The sequence below is a fragment of the Bradyrhizobium sp. BR 1432 genome, from assembly GCF_051547705.1.
GTDB classification, from domain to species: domain Bacteria; phylum Pseudomonadota; class Alphaproteobacteria; order Rhizobiales; family Xanthobacteraceae; genus Bradyrhizobium; species Bradyrhizobium zhanjiangense.
Genome location: NZ_JBPUGF010000003.1, coordinates 5,452,051 through 5,467,828, shown reverse-complemented (window position 1 = coordinate 5,467,828; position 15,778 = coordinate 5,452,051). Strand labels below are relative to the sequence as shown.

The 15,778-nt window shown below is 64.7% G+C and carries 13 protein-coding genes and 3 pseudogenes; 9 read left to right on the top strand and 7 right to left on the bottom strand.

The window, feature by feature from the left end:
* Positions 1 to 7 precede the first annotated feature (7 nt).
* Together ACSKB8_RS26265 and ACSKB8_RS26260 are read right to left on the bottom strand one after the other, a co-directional pair.
* Positions 8 to 436 (bottom strand): CBS domain-containing protein, encoded by a 429-nt coding sequence (locus ACSKB8_RS26265; protein ID WP_438107380.1) that lies wholly within the window; start codon positions 434 to 436, stop codon positions 8 to 10.
* A gap of 178 nt (positions 437 to 614) precedes the next feature.
* Positions 615 to 1,430 (bottom strand): rhomboid family intramembrane serine protease, encoded by an 816-nt coding sequence (locus ACSKB8_RS26260; RefSeq protein WP_438107378.1) that lies wholly within the window; start codon positions 1,428 to 1,430, stop codon positions 615 to 617.
* 455 nt (positions 1,431 to 1,885) lie between these two features.
* Between ACSKB8_RS26260 and ACSKB8_RS26255 the strand changes: the two genes are divergently transcribed.
* The 4 genes and pseudogenes from ACSKB8_RS26255 (at position 1,886) to ACSKB8_RS26240 (ending at position 4,676) form a co-directional block, all read left to right on the top strand.
* Positions 1,886 to 2,440 (top strand): PAS domain-containing protein, encoded by a 555-nt coding sequence (locus ACSKB8_RS26255; RefSeq protein WP_438107376.1) that lies wholly within the window; start codon positions 1,886 to 1,888, stop codon positions 2,438 to 2,440.
* 143 nt (positions 2,441 to 2,583) lie between these two features.
* Positions 2,584 to 3,723, top strand: a complete 1,140-nt coding sequence (locus ACSKB8_RS26250; RefSeq protein ID WP_438107374.1) for a DJ-1/PfpI family protein — start codon at positions 2,584 to 2,586, stop codon at positions 3,721 to 3,723.
* Between the two features lie 39 nt (positions 3,724 to 3,762).
* Positions 3,763 to 4,264, top strand: a pseudogene (locus ACSKB8_RS26245) (GNAT family N-acetyltransferase).
* A gap of 124 nt (positions 4,265 to 4,388) precedes the next feature.
* Entirely contained in the window at positions 4,389 to 4,676 is a 288-nt protein-coding gene (locus ACSKB8_RS26240) for a hypothetical protein (protein ID WP_438107373.1), read from the top strand.
* Positions 4,677 to 4,754: 78 nt separating this feature from the next.
* On the opposite strand, the gene ACSKB8_RS26235 is transcribed toward ACSKB8_RS26240, so the two are convergent.
* The gene (locus ACSKB8_RS26235) at positions 4,755 to 6,701 is read right to left on the bottom strand and encodes a DEAD/DEAH box helicase (protein WP_438107372.1); all 1,947 of its coding nucleotides are present in this window, start codon (positions 6,699 to 6,701) and stop codon (positions 4,755 to 4,757) included.
* Between the two features lie 245 nt (positions 6,702 to 6,946).
* On the opposite strand from ACSKB8_RS26235, the gene ACSKB8_RS26230 reads away from it, so the two are divergent.
* Complete coding sequence (locus ACSKB8_RS26230; protein WP_438107370.1) at positions 6,947 to 7,459, top strand: hypothetical protein; 513 nt, start codon at positions 6,947 to 6,949, stop codon at positions 7,457 to 7,459.
* 64 nt (positions 7,460 to 7,523) lie between these two features.
* Here the strand turns inward: ACSKB8_RS26230 and ACSKB8_RS26225 are convergent, their stop codons facing one another.
* From ACSKB8_RS26225 to ACSKB8_RS26215, 3 genes and pseudogenes are all read right to left on the bottom strand, one after another.
* Complete coding sequence (locus ACSKB8_RS26225; RefSeq protein WP_438107368.1) at positions 7,524 to 8,024, bottom strand: hypothetical protein; 501 nt, start codon at positions 8,022 to 8,024, stop codon at positions 7,524 to 7,526.
* 95 nt (positions 8,025 to 8,119) lie between these two features.
* Positions 8,120 to 8,421: pseudogene (locus ACSKB8_RS26220) on the bottom strand (VOC family protein); the annotation flags it as partial.
* 142 nt (positions 8,422 to 8,563) lie between these two features.
* A complete protein-coding gene (locus tag ACSKB8_RS26215) occupies positions 8,564 to 9,715 on the bottom strand; it encodes a zinc-binding dehydrogenase (protein ID WP_438107367.1) in 1,152 nt (383 codons plus the stop codon).
* 181 nt (positions 9,716 to 9,896) lie between these two features.
* Between ACSKB8_RS26215 and ACSKB8_RS26210 the strand changes: the two genes are divergently transcribed.
* From ACSKB8_RS26210 to ACSKB8_RS26195, 4 genes are all read left to right on the top strand, one after another.
* A complete protein-coding gene (locus ACSKB8_RS26210) occupies positions 9,897 to 10,376 on the top strand; it encodes a GNAT family N-acetyltransferase (protein WP_438107365.1) in 480 nt (159 codons plus the stop codon).
* Between the two features lie 130 nt (positions 10,377 to 10,506).
* Complete coding sequence (locus ACSKB8_RS26205) at positions 10,507 to 11,724, top strand: MFS transporter (RefSeq protein WP_438107363.1); 1,218 nt, start codon at positions 10,507 to 10,509, stop codon at positions 11,722 to 11,724.
* A gap of 159 nt (positions 11,725 to 11,883) precedes the next feature.
* Positions 11,884 to 12,495: a PilZ domain-containing protein gene (locus tag ACSKB8_RS26200; protein WP_091889429.1), complete on the top strand. Its 612-nt coding sequence runs from the start codon at positions 11,884 to 11,886 to the stop codon at positions 12,493 to 12,495.
* A 331-nt stretch (positions 12,496 to 12,826) separates the two neighbouring features.
* Positions 12,827 to 13,450, top strand: a complete 624-nt coding sequence (locus tag ACSKB8_RS26195; RefSeq protein WP_164934798.1) for a transglutaminase-like cysteine peptidase — start codon at positions 12,827 to 12,829, stop codon at positions 13,448 to 13,450.
* A gap of 117 nt (positions 13,451 to 13,567) precedes the next feature.
* On the opposite strand, the pseudogene ACSKB8_RS26190 reads toward ACSKB8_RS26195, so the two are convergent.
* Positions 13,568 to 15,335: pseudogene (locus ACSKB8_RS26190) on the bottom strand (CYTH and CHAD domain-containing protein).
* Positions 15,336 to 15,778: the final 443 nt, after the last annotated feature.

Sequence of the window (15,778 nt, the reverse complement as noted above, 5' to 3'; positions counted from 1 at the left end):
AGTCCGCTCAGGCGGTCTTGATATAGTCGCGCAGGGCTTCCTGCTCGGCCTCGTATTCCTGGACGCGGCGCTTGACGATGTCGCCGATCGAGATCAGGCCAACCACCTTGCCATTCTCGATCACGGGCAGATGGCGGAACTTGCCTGTCGTCATCATCTCCATGAGCTCGGCGACCGTATCGGTCTCCTTGCAGGTGACGACCTTGCGGGTCATGACCTCTGCGACCGGCTCCTCCAGGACGCCGGCGCCGCGCTCACCGAGCACGCGCACGATGTCGCGCTCGGACAGGATGCCTTCGAGCCGGCTCTGGTTCATCACCAGCACCGCACCGATCTTCTTCTCAACGAGCAGCTTGATCGCGGCCGACAGCTTGACGTCGGGCTCGACGCTCATGATCTGATGGCCCTTGGTGTTGAGAATGGAACGTACCGTCATTGTCGCCTCCCTGAATCGGAGCCGTCCGCCATTTGGTGGTTCGGAACTTGTTCGCGAGTCTTCAACTAACAGTTTCAGCGCCGGTTCACGCTCGTGCGCTTTGCGAAGCATTGCTTCGCTTTCGGAACATTCTTCTCGGGAATGATGGATGAATTCGGGCCGCGCCGCAAGCGCCGCTTCAAATTCGGTCTGAAACGTCCTGTGATGACGCATCCGCGGCATCGCTTCGCACGCGCGGCACTGGATCGAACAGCGCGAACAGCAGGAGCCCTGCGAAGAAGCCGCCGATATGCGCTTGCCAGGCCACGCTCGTGGTTTCGGCATCGACGCCGATCGCGGCGACACCGAAGATGATGTTGAGGCCGAACCAAACACTGAGGAAGCCGACCACCCGTCCGTCGCGCAGCGCGCGCGACAGCGGCAGCGCCGGAACCTTTGCGGCGGTATCGGCGTCCGAACGGCTGAACGACAGGAAGCTGCCGCGGGCGAACGCGAAGCGGATCGCCGCCGCCATCGCCCCCGACACCGAGGCCGAGGCGCCGATCATCGGCGCCACCGCATGCTCATGGGTGACGAGATGGGCGAGCGCGCCGGCCGCCGCCGTCACCGCCATGAACACGAAGATCTCGATGGCGCCGAAGCGCCGCGCCAGCGCGCTGCCGAACGGCGGCAGCCACAGCACGTTGAAGCCGAGATGAGTCAGGTTGGCGTGCAACAGCGAATAGGTGACGAAGGTCCAGACCTTCGCACCCGCCCCGCCCGGGATCTGCAAATTGAGCAGCGAGGAATCGTAGCGCTTCGGGATGAAGCCGAAGACGTCGATGGTCCAGTTCTCGATCTCCGGCGGCAGCAGCACCCGCAGATGGATCAGCGCCAGCAGGGCGATATAGGCGGTCAGCGCCACGGGCAGCGTCAGGATCGGCTCGCGCGGGGCCTCCTGGACGGCCGGCAGATCCGGAGAATCCTGCGGCGGAGAATTTTGCGGGGAATCCAAGGCAGCTTCGCTTTCAGGCGCGATCGGAGCGATCCACTTGGAGATAGTCGCCTTTGCCGGCGTTGCGCAAGTGCACAAAAGGAAAAGGCAGGGCCCTGGGAAAGCCCTGCCTGTCCGTGTCGGACTTCCGGTACCCCTGGGAATAAGGTGTATCCCCACCCCTCCCCGCGGTCCCGTGACCAAACTGTTTGACGCCCAAAGTACAGGCCTCGCCGAGAACCTGGAAAAACCGGCGAGACTTGCGACCGCGATCACCATAGCAGGCGGGCCGCCGGCGCAAAGCGCATAGTTAATTTAACGTTAACAGCGCAAAGGCGGCCTAGATGGGGCCTAAAACACCCTCGCGGCATGGACGCTGCAGATCTCCTCCTGCACAACAACGAAAGGGATCGCGGGTGCACTGAAGCGGGACAGGTTTGTGCCGTGAGGATGCGCCCCGGGGTAAGCGTTCAGTCATGAAACATCCGTCGAGCCGCGAGTTCTTCGCGTATTGGGACGACAAGCGCGGCATGGCGCGGGCCCCCGACAGGGCCGACATCGATCCGGCCGCCGTCCGTGACCTGCTCGGCGACATCTTCGTGCTCTCCTGCGAGCAGCACCTCGGCTTCCCGTTCCGCGTCGCCGGCACGCGCGTCTGCGCGCTCGCCGGAGGCGATCTCAAGGACCGGAGCTTTACGGCGCTGTTCACACAAGCCAGCCGCGGCGAGATCGAGGAGATCACCACGATCGTCGCCGACGAGACGTTGGGTGCGATCGCCGGCGTCACGGCCGCACGCGAGAACGGCAGCAAGGCGCATCTCGAGCTGCTGCTGCTCCCCTTCAATGCCCGTCCGCATACGCCCGTCAGCGTGACCGGCGTGCTCGCACCGTTCGGCGACGAATGCGGCGCGCTCGGCCCTTTCACCCTCACCTCCTGGCGCTATTTGCATCAGCCGGAAAAACTGCTGCCGCGCGCGATCCGCAAATTGCAGATCGCACGCGGGCTGATGGTGTATGAGGGGCTGCGGTAGATTTCGAAAGCTCCTGCGCGCAGGCGGTGATCGTGCGATGGATCGTCGCGCGCCATGACCGATTTTGCCGGATTTGCGTCATTCCTGAAATCGTTGCGACCGGATAGCTTCCGCGCCGCGTGAGACGACGAGCGGGTGACATCATGAGCTGGCGCATTCTGGGGTGGACCGCCCTCGGCGGCATGGCATTGCTGGTGGCGATCGGCGGAACCTGGCTGCTCCTGCTGCCGGGCGCGCCGGCATCGGGAACCGCGCCCGCGATCTCCAGAGACGAAACCGAGGCGACGCTGGCCGCGCTGAAACCGCCGAAACGAAAGCGCCCCCTGATCGCCATCGTCGGCATCAACGACATGAGCGAGACCACCGACTATCTGATGCCCTACGGCATCCTCGCGCGGGCTGACGTCGCCGACGTCCTCACCCTGGCGACGCAGCCGGGACCCGTCACGCTCTATCCCGCACTGAGGGTACAGCCGCATGCGACCATCGCCGAGTTCGACGCCGCGCACCCCGACGGCGCCGACTACGTCATCGTGCCCGCGATGAGCCGCGACGACGACGCAGTCGCCCTGCAGTGGATCAGGAGCCAGGCCGGCAAGGGCGCGATCGTCATCGGCGTCTGCGTCGGCGCTACGGTCGTTGCCAACACCGGGCTGCTCGACGGCAAGCGGGCCACGACGCATTGGTATTCCGTGCGCGATCTACAGAAGCACTCGACGATCCGCTATACGGCGGACCGCAGACTGGTCGTCGACCAGGGCGTCGCGACGACCACCGGAATCAGCGCATCCATGCCGATGGCCCTCACCCTGATCGAGGCCATCGCCGGACGGGCCAAGGCCGAGGCGGTCGCCCGCGACATCGGCCTTGCGGCGTGGGATGCGCGCCACCGCAGCGACGCGTTCCGCTTCACGCGCTCCTTCGCGCTGACGGCGATCGCGAACACGCTCGCCTTCTGGAACCGCGAGCAACTCGGAATCGCATTGAGGCCTGATGTCGACGAGGTCTCGCTCGCACTGATCGCCGATGCATGGTCGCGGACCTATCGCTCGCGCGCCCTCACCTTCGCCGCCACGGCGCAGGCGCGCACGAGCCGCGGAGGCCTCGGCATCCTGCCGGACCGGATCGCGGACGATTGGCCTGCGCAGCAGGCGCTGCCGGGAGCCGGCACCTCCCCGCCGGCACAGGCGCTGGATGAAACGCTGCGTGCGATCGAGGCGCGCTACGGATCGCGCACGGCCGACTTCGTGGCGATGCAGCTCGAATATCCGAAGCTGGATTGATCTCACTCTTAGCGGCGGAATAAATTGGAACGGATCGACATAAGCAAGCCGCATTGGCGTCCCGCGCGCACGGCCGACCTTGCTGCCATCAGCGCGATCGCGGCGCGCATCCATCCTGATCTTTCCGAGCGCCCTGATGTGTTCGCGGAGAAGATGCGGCTTTGTCCCGATGGCTGCCGCGTGCTCGCGGCGGACGATGGGATCGTCGGCTACGGGCTCGCCCATCCCTGGAAGCAGCATCAGATCCCGCCGCTCGACGGCTTCCTCGCAAGGTTGCCCGACGATGCGGACTTACGTGCACGACGTCGCCGTGCTGCCCGATGCCCGTGGTGGTGTCGCGCGCGACTATATCGCGGCGATCGAGCAACTCGCACGCTCAATGGGCATTGCGGCTCTCGCGCTGGTCTCGGTCTATGCCACGCGGCCGCTATGGGAACGTTTCGGCTTTCGGCCGGTCACGACGGATGCGGAGTTGCGCACAAAGCTCGCATGTTACGGTGAAGGCGCGACCTACATGCTGCGCGATCTCGCTGCGACGTGAGACCCCTTCCCGGCCGCGGCTCACGCGGGCGTGAAGCCACCAGTTCGAACCGGGTTCAGCCAGCCTCCGTCGAAGAACCGTGCGGGCCGTTCCGGTCTCGCCGAACCGAGACTGGAGAATGTCCATGAGACTCACGTTGCCGAAAGTTGCTTTGATTGCCTTCGTTGCGGCGACCGCATTCACCGCGACCAGTGCCAACGCCGCGCAGTACCGGACCTACGGATGCGAGTTCGCCTTCTTCGAGGGCTGCAGCGGCCTGATCGAGATGCCGAGCCAGGGCGGACGACGCACGGTCAGCCATCGCGACACCTCGCCGACTTACATGAAGCAGACCGATCCTCGCTACAGCTCCGCGATGCGTGATGCCGGCGGCGGTGGCGGCGGAGGTGGTGGCGGTGGCGGTGGCCGCTGAACTCACGCCTCTCTCTTCGGATGATGTCGCCGGTGCAATCCGGCGGCATCATTGCCGTCTGAGCTGAACGGCGGACGCTCAGCCTCGCCGTTTCTTCTTCGCCTTCTTTCCCGGCGCGGCCTTCACCGGCCACGGCGTGACCGAAGGCTCCGCGTAGCCCTGCTTGTTCTTATGCTTCTTTTTCTTCCCGAAGGAAGGAGCCTCGCCGAATTTCGGGCCACGCTCGCCGTGAGACTTGCTGCGCGGCTTGAATGCACCTGCCTCGCGCGCGCGATCGCTCTGACGCTCACGGTGATCATCGTCAGCGGCCTCACGCCGAGGCGCATATGACCGCTGCTCCGAAGCCGCCTGCCGCGGCAGTGCGTCCGCCATCGGCTCGATGCGGATGCTGTCTTCCTTGTCCGGGCGCTTGATCTTCGCGGCGAAGGAATCCGCGACCCGCTCGGAGATCTCGAACTCGGTGGTGGTATCCATGATCTTGATGGCGCCGATGTCGCGCTTGTCGATGCCGCCGCGGCGGCAGATCATCGGCAGCAGCCAGCGCGCCTCCGCATTCTTACGCCGGCCGATGGCGGCGCGGAACCAGACGCTGGCCTCCGCCATGCCGTGTTTCGACGATGACTTCCCGGATTTCGATCGCGGCTTGCCGGGACGATCGCCGCCGCCTTCGCCTTCAAACCTGTCACGACCGCGATCGCGCGGCCTGCCGCTGCGCTCGCCGGGATCGATGATGTCCTCGGGCGACGGCAGCCGGGCCCGATAGAGCCGCGCGAGCGCAGCGGCGATATCTTCGGGCGAGCGCTCGGCCAGCAATGCCTGCGCCAGCACCAGATCGTTGGCGGTGGTGTCCTCGGTGAACAGCACGTCTTTCATGCGCGCGTGATCGAGCTTGCGGATGTCCTCCGCCTGCGGCGCCGTGCCCCAGGCCGCCTCGATGCCCGAGAGATTGAGCAGCAATTCCGCGCGCCGGCGTCGTGCCGGCGGCACCAACAGGACGCTCGTGCCCTTTCGTCCGGCGCGGCCGGTGCGGCCGGAGCGATGCTGCATGACCTCGGCGTCATTGGGCAGATCGGCATGGATGACGAGGTCGAGGCTCGGCAAATCGATGCCGCGGGCGGCGACGTCGGTCGCGACGCAGACGCGGGAGCGTCCGTCCCGGAGCGACTGCAGCGCCATGGTGCGTTCGTTCTGCGTCAATTCGCCTGACAGAGCGACCACGGAGAAGCCGCGCTCCAGCAGCGCTGCCTGCAAATGCCTGACGGCATCGCGCGTGCTGCAGAACACCAGCGCGCTGGGCGCCTCGTAGAAGCGCAGCACATTGACGACCGCGTGCTCGACGTCGGCAGACGCGATCCGGATCGCGCGATACTCGATATCGGCGTGGCCGCCTTCGTCGCCCGCGACCTCGATCCGGAACGCGTCGCGCTGATATTGCCTGGCAAGCGCGACGATGCCGCGCGGAAACGTCGCCGAGAATAGCAGGGTGCGGCGCGCCTCAGGCGTGGTCTCGAGGATGAATTCCATATCCTCGCGAAAGCCGAGATTGAGCATCTCGTCGGCCTCGTCGAGCACGACCGCCTTCAATTCGGAGATGTCGAGACGGCCGCGGCGCAAATGATCGCACAGCCGGCCGGGCGTACCGACGACGATGTGCGCGCCGGCCGCCAGCTCGCGCTGCTCGCGCCGCGGATCCATGCCGCCGACACAGGAGACGACGCGCCCGCCGGCATGCCCATACAGCCAGGCCAGCTCGCGCTGAACCTGCAGGGCGAGCTCGCGGGTCGGCGCCACGATCAGGGCGAGCGGCGCGCCGGCCTCGTCGAACCCCTCGGCCTCGCCCAGCAACCCCTTGGCCATGGCAAGGCCATAAGCCAGGGTCTTGCCGGAGCCGGTCTGGGCTGAAACCAGGAGGTCGCGATCAGAGGCTTCGTCCGTGAGCACGGCGAGCTGAACGGGAGTCGGGGAATCATAGTTCCGCTCGGCCAAAGCTCGGGCGAGCGGCGGGGTCAGGGCCGGAAAAGACACGAGATGGAGAACCTTGGTTGATTCAGGCGCGCAAACGGTCGACCGGCGGACCTGAGCTGCATGCGCGGCAAACGGCCCGACCGCACGCTGGATTTGATCTGGGCGCTCTTTACGCCAAGCGCTCAGAAATCACCATGCCTGTGATGCATGGCTTCACGCAGAGAGCCGCGCCTGAAGGTTGCAGCGGATTTTTGCGGCCACCTCGATTAACCTGAATCACAACCGGATCCCAAGGGAATGACCGCGTGACGTCCTCCGCCAAACGCAGCTGCGGCGATTGCACGCTTTGCTGCAAGGTGATGGCCATCGAGGCACTGGCCAAGCCGGTTAATGCCTGGTGCTCGCATTGTCAGCCCGGCCGCGGCTGCGCGATCTACGCTGCGCGGCCCACCGAATGCGAGGACTTCGCCTGCCTGTGGCTCGTCAATGATCTCCTCGACGAGTGCTGGAAGCCGAGCCGCTCGAAGCTCGTCGTGACGACGTCGGAGGACGGCGTCGAAATCCGATGCGACCCAGGCTCGCCCAACGCCTGGCGCAAGGAGCCCTATGCCGGAGACATCCATGCATGGGCGGTCGAAGGCGAAACCAACGACATGACGGTGGTCGTGATCATCGGCCAGCGCATGATCCTGGTCACGCCGGATCGCGAGTTCGATCTTGGAATTGTCGGCCCCGACGAACGAATCGTGCGCGAGCTGGAAGGCACGAAGGTGGTGAGTGCGACAGAGGTGAAGGAGAGTGAGCTCGGCCGCGGCTAGTGCGTGCCCAAGCACGACGATACCGACGATTTTCCTGTCGTTCGAAGGGGCGCCTGGCTCGGATTTAATCCCTGGAGGTCGCCAGCTTGCTGAAGCTCCCGACCAGCTTCGCAACAGTGTCTCTCGCTGCAAAGCTCAGGGCGCGGATGGCGCGCCAGGCTTCGGTTGCCTGCAGCCACGCCTTCACTTCGGCGAACTTCCCGTACGTCCAGGCGAATGCCGGAATCCGCATCAGCTTGTCCCGCGTGAGGTGAAACAGGCGCTCGACCAGCACGAGCTTGAGCAGCTCGCCGACGATGAACGTGGCCGCGCCGCTGAGGACCTGGCCAGTTGCGGCAAGGTAGGCGGCCAGGGGCTTGATCGGCTCCAGAATGATGACTGGCACGGAAAACAAGGCCAGCGAAGGATAAGGCGGCAGCGACCTGATCCAGGCCCGCAATCGCTCGAATTGGAAGTGCCGCCCAAGCCAGAGCGCGATGGGCCGCGCCACGGCCATGAAAATCGCGTCCACCAGGAAGTAGACGGCGGCCAGGACGTAAGTGACGGGTTTCAGAATTCGCTTCACGGCACCTCTCCCGTGAACTGAAATCCGGAACTTGGGCCGAAGTTTCACCGCGGCGTGAAGAGTTCGCGGATTCCCGATGGAACTTTTTGGGCTGTTCAGATCTCCGCATAGACCTCCAGCAGATTTCCGTCGGGGTCGCGGAAGAACGGCGTGCGATGACCGAACGCCTGGTTCGTCGGCGGCGACAACAGCGCCACGCCCTGCCGCACGAGTTCGTCGGCGCATGCATCGACTTCACTTGCCGACACCTTGAAGGCCAGTTGCAGCGAAGCGCTCCCCGTCGGCGTCGGCGCATCTGCCGCGGTCCGGCCGGCCTTGCCAGCGCCAGCGTGTTGCTGCCGAGGCCATACTCGATCCAGTTCGACGAAAGCTCGCGCAACAGCGGAAAGGCGAGGATAAGGCGGCGCGCGGTGCTCGAGCTGTTTGGAGCCCGCGAGCAGCGGGACGGCAACTGTCGCGTCGTCGTCCAGCCCGGCATAGGTCCGCCGCCTGGCCTCGACCAGAAACGCAGCGAGATCGTGGGGGGCGGAGGACATGACCTACTCGACCAGCTCCGGCCACGGCACGATGGTCGACTTCACCGTCTTCATCGCCATCGCGTCCTTGACCGCCTGCGCGACGCCCGCTTCGGTGAACGGATAGATGGTCTGCATATTCAGCCACGGATACTTGTCGCGCGTGCGGTAAAGCATGTCGACGCCGAGCGGCAGATCGTTGCCGGTAAAACCCCAGGAGCCGAGCACGTTGAGGTCCTTGGTGCAGATGCGGTGCCAGGAGGTCTCGATCGAGCCAGCGTCGGTGAACTGGCCCATCTCGACATAGGTGCCGCCGTCGCGCAGCATCTCGATGCCTTCAGGGCCGGCTGAAGGGTGTCCCGAACAATCCATCACCAGATCGGCACCGAAGCCGCCGACGATCTCGCGCACCCGGGCAATGCGCTCCTGCGGCGATTTGATCTCCTCGATGTTGACAGTCGCCTCCGCGCCGAACTCGCGCGCGAGGCGAAGCCGCGGCTCCTCCGGCGCACCGACGCAGATCACCCGCCCTGCCCCCATCTCCTGCGCGGCCGCGACCGCCAGAATGCCGATCGGCCCCGAGCCCTGGATCACCACCGTGTCGCCCCAGCTGAAACCGCCGGCGCGGCTGGCGCGGTTGAAGGCGCGGATGCAGGACGTCAGCGGCTCGGACAGCGCACCCAGCCGCAGCGACATGTTGTCGGGCAGCTTGTAGATCTTGGTGCCCGGCAGCATGTCGAGATCGACATAGACATATTCGGCCCAGCCGCCCCACATGTGAGGTGCCTTGTCGAAACCGAGATAGCGGCCGTAATAGACCGGCGTCAGGCACTTGTTGGCTGTCTGCGGATAGTGGATGCAGTAATAGCAGCGTCCGCAAGGCATCAGCGGCGGGATCATCACCTTCGAGCCGACTGCAAGCGGCTTGCTCATGAAGTCCTCAGTGAACTCGTCGCCGCATTCGACGATGATGCCGCCGAGCTCGTGGCCGAGCGTGAACGGCCAGGGCAGCGGCTTCGGCCAATGTCCTTTGAGAATATGCAAATCGGTACCACAGACCCCGCAGGCGCCGACCTTGATCAGCGCGGCCTTACGGCCGACCTTCGGCCATGGCACGGTGCGGATGACGGGCTCGCTGCCCGGCCCTGCATGGGTGCAGACGCGGATGGATTCCATGGCTGTTTCCTCGATGCCCGTCTGTTATGATTGATTGGTGCGGGCTGAAGCGAAGCGTATGTGAGATGCAGGCTGGTGCCAAGCGGGCAGTCTCGTAGCCCGCATGGAGCAAAGCGGAATGCGGGACCGGCGGCCCCGGATTACGCGTCCGCTCCATCCGGGCTACGAAGGATAACCGCCGATGCTACGTGACTATCAGCCAGCGGATGCGGACGCGGTCAGGCGCGTCGCTCTCGCTGCCTTCGCGCAATTCGAGCAGGACTATTCCGATTGGCCGACGTTTACTGCCAATGTCGCCAAGATCACGGAGCTTTCCAGGACAGGCGAGATCGTCGTCGCTGAAGACGGTGGCGAGATCGTCGGCGCCGTGGCTTATATCGGTCTACGGCAGCCAAAGGCCGCGTTCTTCGATCCGGCCTGGCCGATCATCCGCATGCTGGTGGTCGATCCCTCGGCGCGCGGCAAGGGTATTGGCCGGCAACTGACGGAAGAATGCGTTCGCCGCGCCGAGCGCGACCAGTCGCCGGTCATCGCGCTGCATACGACGACGATCATGACGGTTGCGCTGCCGATGTATCTGCGGATGGGATTCGCGAAGGTGCACGAGGCGCCGGATATCTCTGGCGTGCCTTATGCGGTCTACGTGAAACGGCTGGATTAGCAGCAGGGTCATAGCCGGGCTACGGGCTCATGACTCACACACCCAAGTGTCTTGAGCCATTGATGCCGAACGTGTAAGGCGGCCCAAGTCCTACCTTGGTGCTCGCTTGAACCCCCTCCCTCAAAATCCCATGGTCGCGTCCGGCTCGTTCGCGGCCATGAAGTCGGTGCCCTACCGCCTCCAGTTCACAGCTTACGTGCTGGCGATGATGGCCGACAACATCGAGCACGTGATCAGCTATTGGGTGGTGTTCCAGAAATTCCATTCGCCGGCGCTGGCGGGCTTTGCCGTGCTGTCGCACTGGCTGCCATTCCTCTTGTTCTCGGTTGCGGTCGGCGGGCTCGCCGACCGGTTCGATCCGCGCCGCATCATCCAGTGCGGCATGGTGCTGTTTATCGTCGCCTCGGCCGGATGGGGCTTCTTCTTCCTCACCGATACGATCCAGATGTGGCACGCGATGCTGCTGCTGGTGATCCACGGCTGCGCCGGCGTGTTGTGGCAAACGCCGAATCAGCTGCTGCTCTACGACCTCGTCGGCCCTGCCGATCTTCCGAGCGCGGTGCGGCTGAATGCGATGGCGCGCTATCTCGGCATCCTGGTCGGCCCCGCCGTCGGCGGAATCATCATGCTCACGCTCGGCACTTCGCACGGCATCATCTTCAACACGCTGTTCTATCTGCCGATGCTGCTGTGGCTGTTTTGGGCGCCGCTGCGCGACAAGAGCGTCGCCGTCGGGCGTTTCGCGGTGCGCGGCCTTGCCGACATCGTGCTGACGATGCGCGCCATCGGCACGCAGCCGGTGCTGTTAGCGATGACGTGGCTCGCCGGCCTCACCTCTTTCATGATCGGCAACGCCTATCACGCCCAGATGCCGGGCTTTGCCGGCGATCTCGGCCATGGCGATCCCGGCGTCTCCTACAGCGTGCTCCTCGCGGCTGATGCGGCCGGTGCCCTGCTCGCCGGCATCGCGCTGGAATCCTGGGGACGTCTCAAGGGCACGCCGCGCACCGCAATCATGCTGGCGATGCTCTGGAGCGTGGCGCTCTTCGGCTTCGCCTCCGTGCGGATCTATCCGGTCGCGATCGTGCTCTTGTTCTGCGCGGGCTTCTTCGAGCTGTCGTTCAACACCATGGCGCAGGCGCTGGTGCAGCTGAATGCACCATCCGACATCCGCGGCCGCGTCGTCGGACTCTACAACATGGCCGGACTCGGCATGCGGGCCTTCAGCGGCATCACCGTCGGGCTATCAGGCGCCGCGATCGGCATTCACTGGTCGCTCGGGCTCTCGGCGGTAGTGCTGCTGGCGCTGCTGGGTCTTCTATATCGGCGGCGCCTGCGAACGGCTTGACCGGTCCCGCCCGGGGGGCCTCGCCTGCCCGCCCTCGATGTGGTTTTTCGAGCGCATTGTGTCTGTCCGTTACCGGCGCTACCGATCCTAACGCGGCATTAACCCTATGCACCTTAGGGTCGTGCCGGACTCCGCCCGGCGGGGGGTCGGGTGTTGGAAATGGCGTTAGCGAACAGAAAATTTCTTCCGGCCGCCGAGGAGCGTCGGCGTTTCCAGCGGGTGAAAGTGCACCTGCTCGGCCGTTACATGCTGCCGGACCGCCGTGAATTCCCCTGCCAGGTGATCAACATGTCGCCGGGCGGCCTCGCGCTGCTGGCCCCCGGCATCGGCAATGTCGGCGACCGCGTCGTCGCCTATCTCGACCATATCGGCCGGGTCGAGGGCAAGATCACCCGGATCATAGACAATGGCTTTGCCATGACGATCGGGGCAACGCCGAGGAAGCGCGACAAGCTCGCGGCACAGCTGACCTGGCTCGCCAACCGCGACATCCTCAACCTGCCGGAGGACCGCCGTCACGACCGTATCGTACCGCGCAACCCGATCGCGGTGCTGACGCTCGAGGACGGCACCAAGATGACCTGCCGCATCATCGACCTGTCGCTGTCGGGCGCCGCGATTGCCGCGGAGAACCGCCCGCCGCTGAAATCGACGGTTCTGCTCGGCCGGGTCCAGGGCCGCGTGGTCCGAAACCTCGAAGACGGCTTCGCCCTCGAGTTCATGCACGAGCAGCCGGCCGAGACACTCGAAGAGAGCGTTACCGCGCGGTAAAGCGCAACGGCGTCAAAACCACTGCATTTCCAGCCTCGAAGGCGGCCTCCGCGATGCGGACGCCGCCTTTTTCGTGCGTTGCGACCCGCTCTACGCGAGTTAACGCGAGGGGTGCACGTGCGCGCAAACAACGGCTCCGGCAGCGTTTGCGCGTTAATAGATAAAATTTGAATCAATTGCAGTCATTTCAAATTTTACGAGAATTCGATTCAAGTATAGATCGAATTCGCCGCGCCTTTTACCTGCATTCGTCTAGACTTGACTTGGCTGACTTAGCGGCAACTCAAAAGCTCCGTGCGAAATGTGGTCCCAACAAGAAACGGGGGCCGCAATGTTTGACTTTAGGGGACAGGGGAAAGGGCTGGCGCTGGCCGCCATGCTCTTCGGGATCAGCGCGACAGCGCAGGCCGGCGAAGGCCGTCTGCTCTACGCGAGCCTCGGCGACACCACGCGTGCGCCGATCGGCTGGGTCGAGTTCTGTGCGGACAACGCCGCTCAGTGCCAGGGCGGGCCGACGCAGGCACGCGACATCGTGATGTCGCAGGCTGCATGGCGCGACCTCGTCAAGGTCAATCGCTGGGTCAACGAGACCGTGAAGCCTTTGACCGACCAGGAGCACTGGGGCGTGATCGAGAAGTGGTCGCTGCCGACGGACGGTTACGGCGACTGTGAAGACTACGTGCTGTTGAAGCGCAAGATGCTGATCGATGCCGGATGGCCGCGCGAGGCCCTGCTCATCACGGTCGTGCGCGACAAGAAGGGCGAAGGCCACGCGGTGCTGACGGTGAAGACCGACAAGGGCGAGTTCGTTCTCGACAATCAGAACGAGAGCGTCGTTGCCTGGACGGAGACAGGATACCGCTTCGTCAAGCGCCAGTCGCAGAGCGATCCCAACGTCTGGGTCTCGCTCGGCGATACCAAGCCGGCGGTCTCCACCGCCAGCGCGCGAGATTAGGAACGAGACAACGAGTTACGCGACCCGGTCACATCCCCACCCCTCCCCGTCCCAGACCGGTTCGCGCGCGGCCAGGCTTCCCCCAAAGCCTGGCCGCAACTTTTTGCGAAGGCGCGATCAGTCCTGTGCGGTCCGGCGAGACCACGGCACCCGCGCGGCCGTGAAATCGCGCCACGCGCTTTGCAAGGCGGGCTGCACGCCAACCGACGCGCACGCCTGCCAACCGGCGATCGCCGCCGTGGCGATGGCGCTGTCGGGCTCGGCATCGAGCCGATCCAGCAACGATGCCGTCACTGCCATATCGTTGAAGGCGCCGAGCTCCTCCTGCAAACCGGCGAGCCTGCGGGCAAATTTTCTCGCAGACTTCCGATCGGCAAACAGCGGCAGCAGGAACTCGCTGAGATAGCGCAGCCGCTTCGTCGCGAGCCGCACCCGGTGCAGCTGTTCGATCGTGAGCGACTTGAAGCGGCGGCCGCGCTTGAGCACCTTGGCGTACTGCTCCGACAAGATGCGCTGCGCGAAGTTGACGGCGGGCTCGGCGAGTTGGCCGAGATCTTCGGCGGCGACGTCGTTGCGCCAGCCCCGTGTTTCGATCCAGCCGCCGAGGCCGATCAGGAACACGGCACAGCGGCGGTCGGCGAGCGCATCATGCGCCTTGCGATAGGCGTCAGTCTGACGCTCGGCCGCGGCCCGGCCGAGCGCGTCGAAGCCGGCGATCGAAGGACAGGCTTTTGCGATTGTCGGCAATGTCTCGAGCTGGAACACATCCCAGTCACGCGCGGCGGAGAGATCTTGCGCCAGCCAGCGCGCCTCCGAGCGCAGCGCATCGAGATTGCTGAGCGCGCCGACCGATCGCATCAGGTCCAGCGCCGATCGCAACCGGCGCAGCGCAACGCGAAGCTGATGGACGCCTTCCGGATTGCGGCCGTCCTCGGCGGCGGGCAGCGACTGAAGCAGATGATGGAAGCAGGAGCGCAGGATCGTCGCGAAGGCCTCGTCAAGGGTCACCGACGGATCGAGGTGAAGTTTTCGCGGGCGCCGTGCCGAGGGCGGCTTGCCGGCGGCAAGGTCGAAGCCACGCGCCGACTTGGTGCGGATGGACGGCTTCACCGCCCCGTATTCCGCAAGCCGCAGCGCGACCTCATAGATTGCGCTTGCGCTGCCGCTCTTGAGCTCCAGCTCGATCTCGCTCACCGGCAGCGAACCGTCGCCGGCCGTCAGCTCGCCCTGGTCGAAGGCGACTTCGACCGTGCCGGACGGCAGATCGAGCATCCGTGCATGACGATGGACGTCGGCGGTGAAGACGGCTTCGAGCGGCCGTGCTTCGAGGTGGCAGCGAAGCTTCTCCGGAATGAAAGGCATCGCCAGAGCGAGATCGGGCGCAAGCGAGGGCACGCTCGCCTCCCACTCGCCGCGGCGCAGCGGATCGTCCGCGGCGTCGGTCTTCACGGTCTGCACGAAGCGCGCGCCGCTCTGGCGTACGCGCAAGCTCAGGCCGCCACGCCGAAGCGTGCGCTCGGGCGTGTCATGATCAGACGGACTTGAGATGCTTACGCGTGCCCTTATTGCGCGCGTTCGCCGTGATGACCGGCGCAGCGTTGAAATGCGCCATGCGATCGGCATCGACGAGAAGCTTGAGTTCGATTTCACCGGCCGGACGCGCGCCAACGCTTGACGGAACTGGTTTCGGATCAGGCGTCGTCTCTTGCCATGACGTCTGATCACTCACGGCGTCCTCGATCCGAGGTTCTGCGCCTGGCCCGGCGGGTTCAATCTGCCTGAGGAAGCCGGCGACGACTTGCGTTCTCTTGTTGTCCTTCGGAGCAGGATTCCCATCTGGCGCGCCCGGAGTCTTGCGGGCCGGTGTTGAGTCTGACTTCAGCATTTTGGGGTACATGACAGTTCGATGACAGAGCGCGAGCATATAGCCGGCAAGCCCCGCGAGGAACAGTCAGGTTACGTCGCAACGCATCATCGTCCACATGCGACATTCCGAGCGCAAATATCGACGAGGACTGTCACAATTCGGCTCGCCGTGACGAATTAAGTTGGCGCCGCGTACAGTAAGTGATCGTATTGATGAGGTCTCGGAGTTTCCGAAACAGAGATGAACCCGTCAAACGAGCTTGGTTCATGCTAGCCGAGAAATTCTTTCTGGTTCTGGAGACACTTAGAAGTCACGCGCGCGATGACAGGCCGGAGATTGCGACAAGCCCTCCGCCGGATGCGACTCCCTCTGATTCGCGGCGCAAAGAACCGGTTCCCGACCGTCAGAAGTAGAAATACATTTGAGCGGTCGCATCGCGGCGCTCAGCGCTCGCACGGACT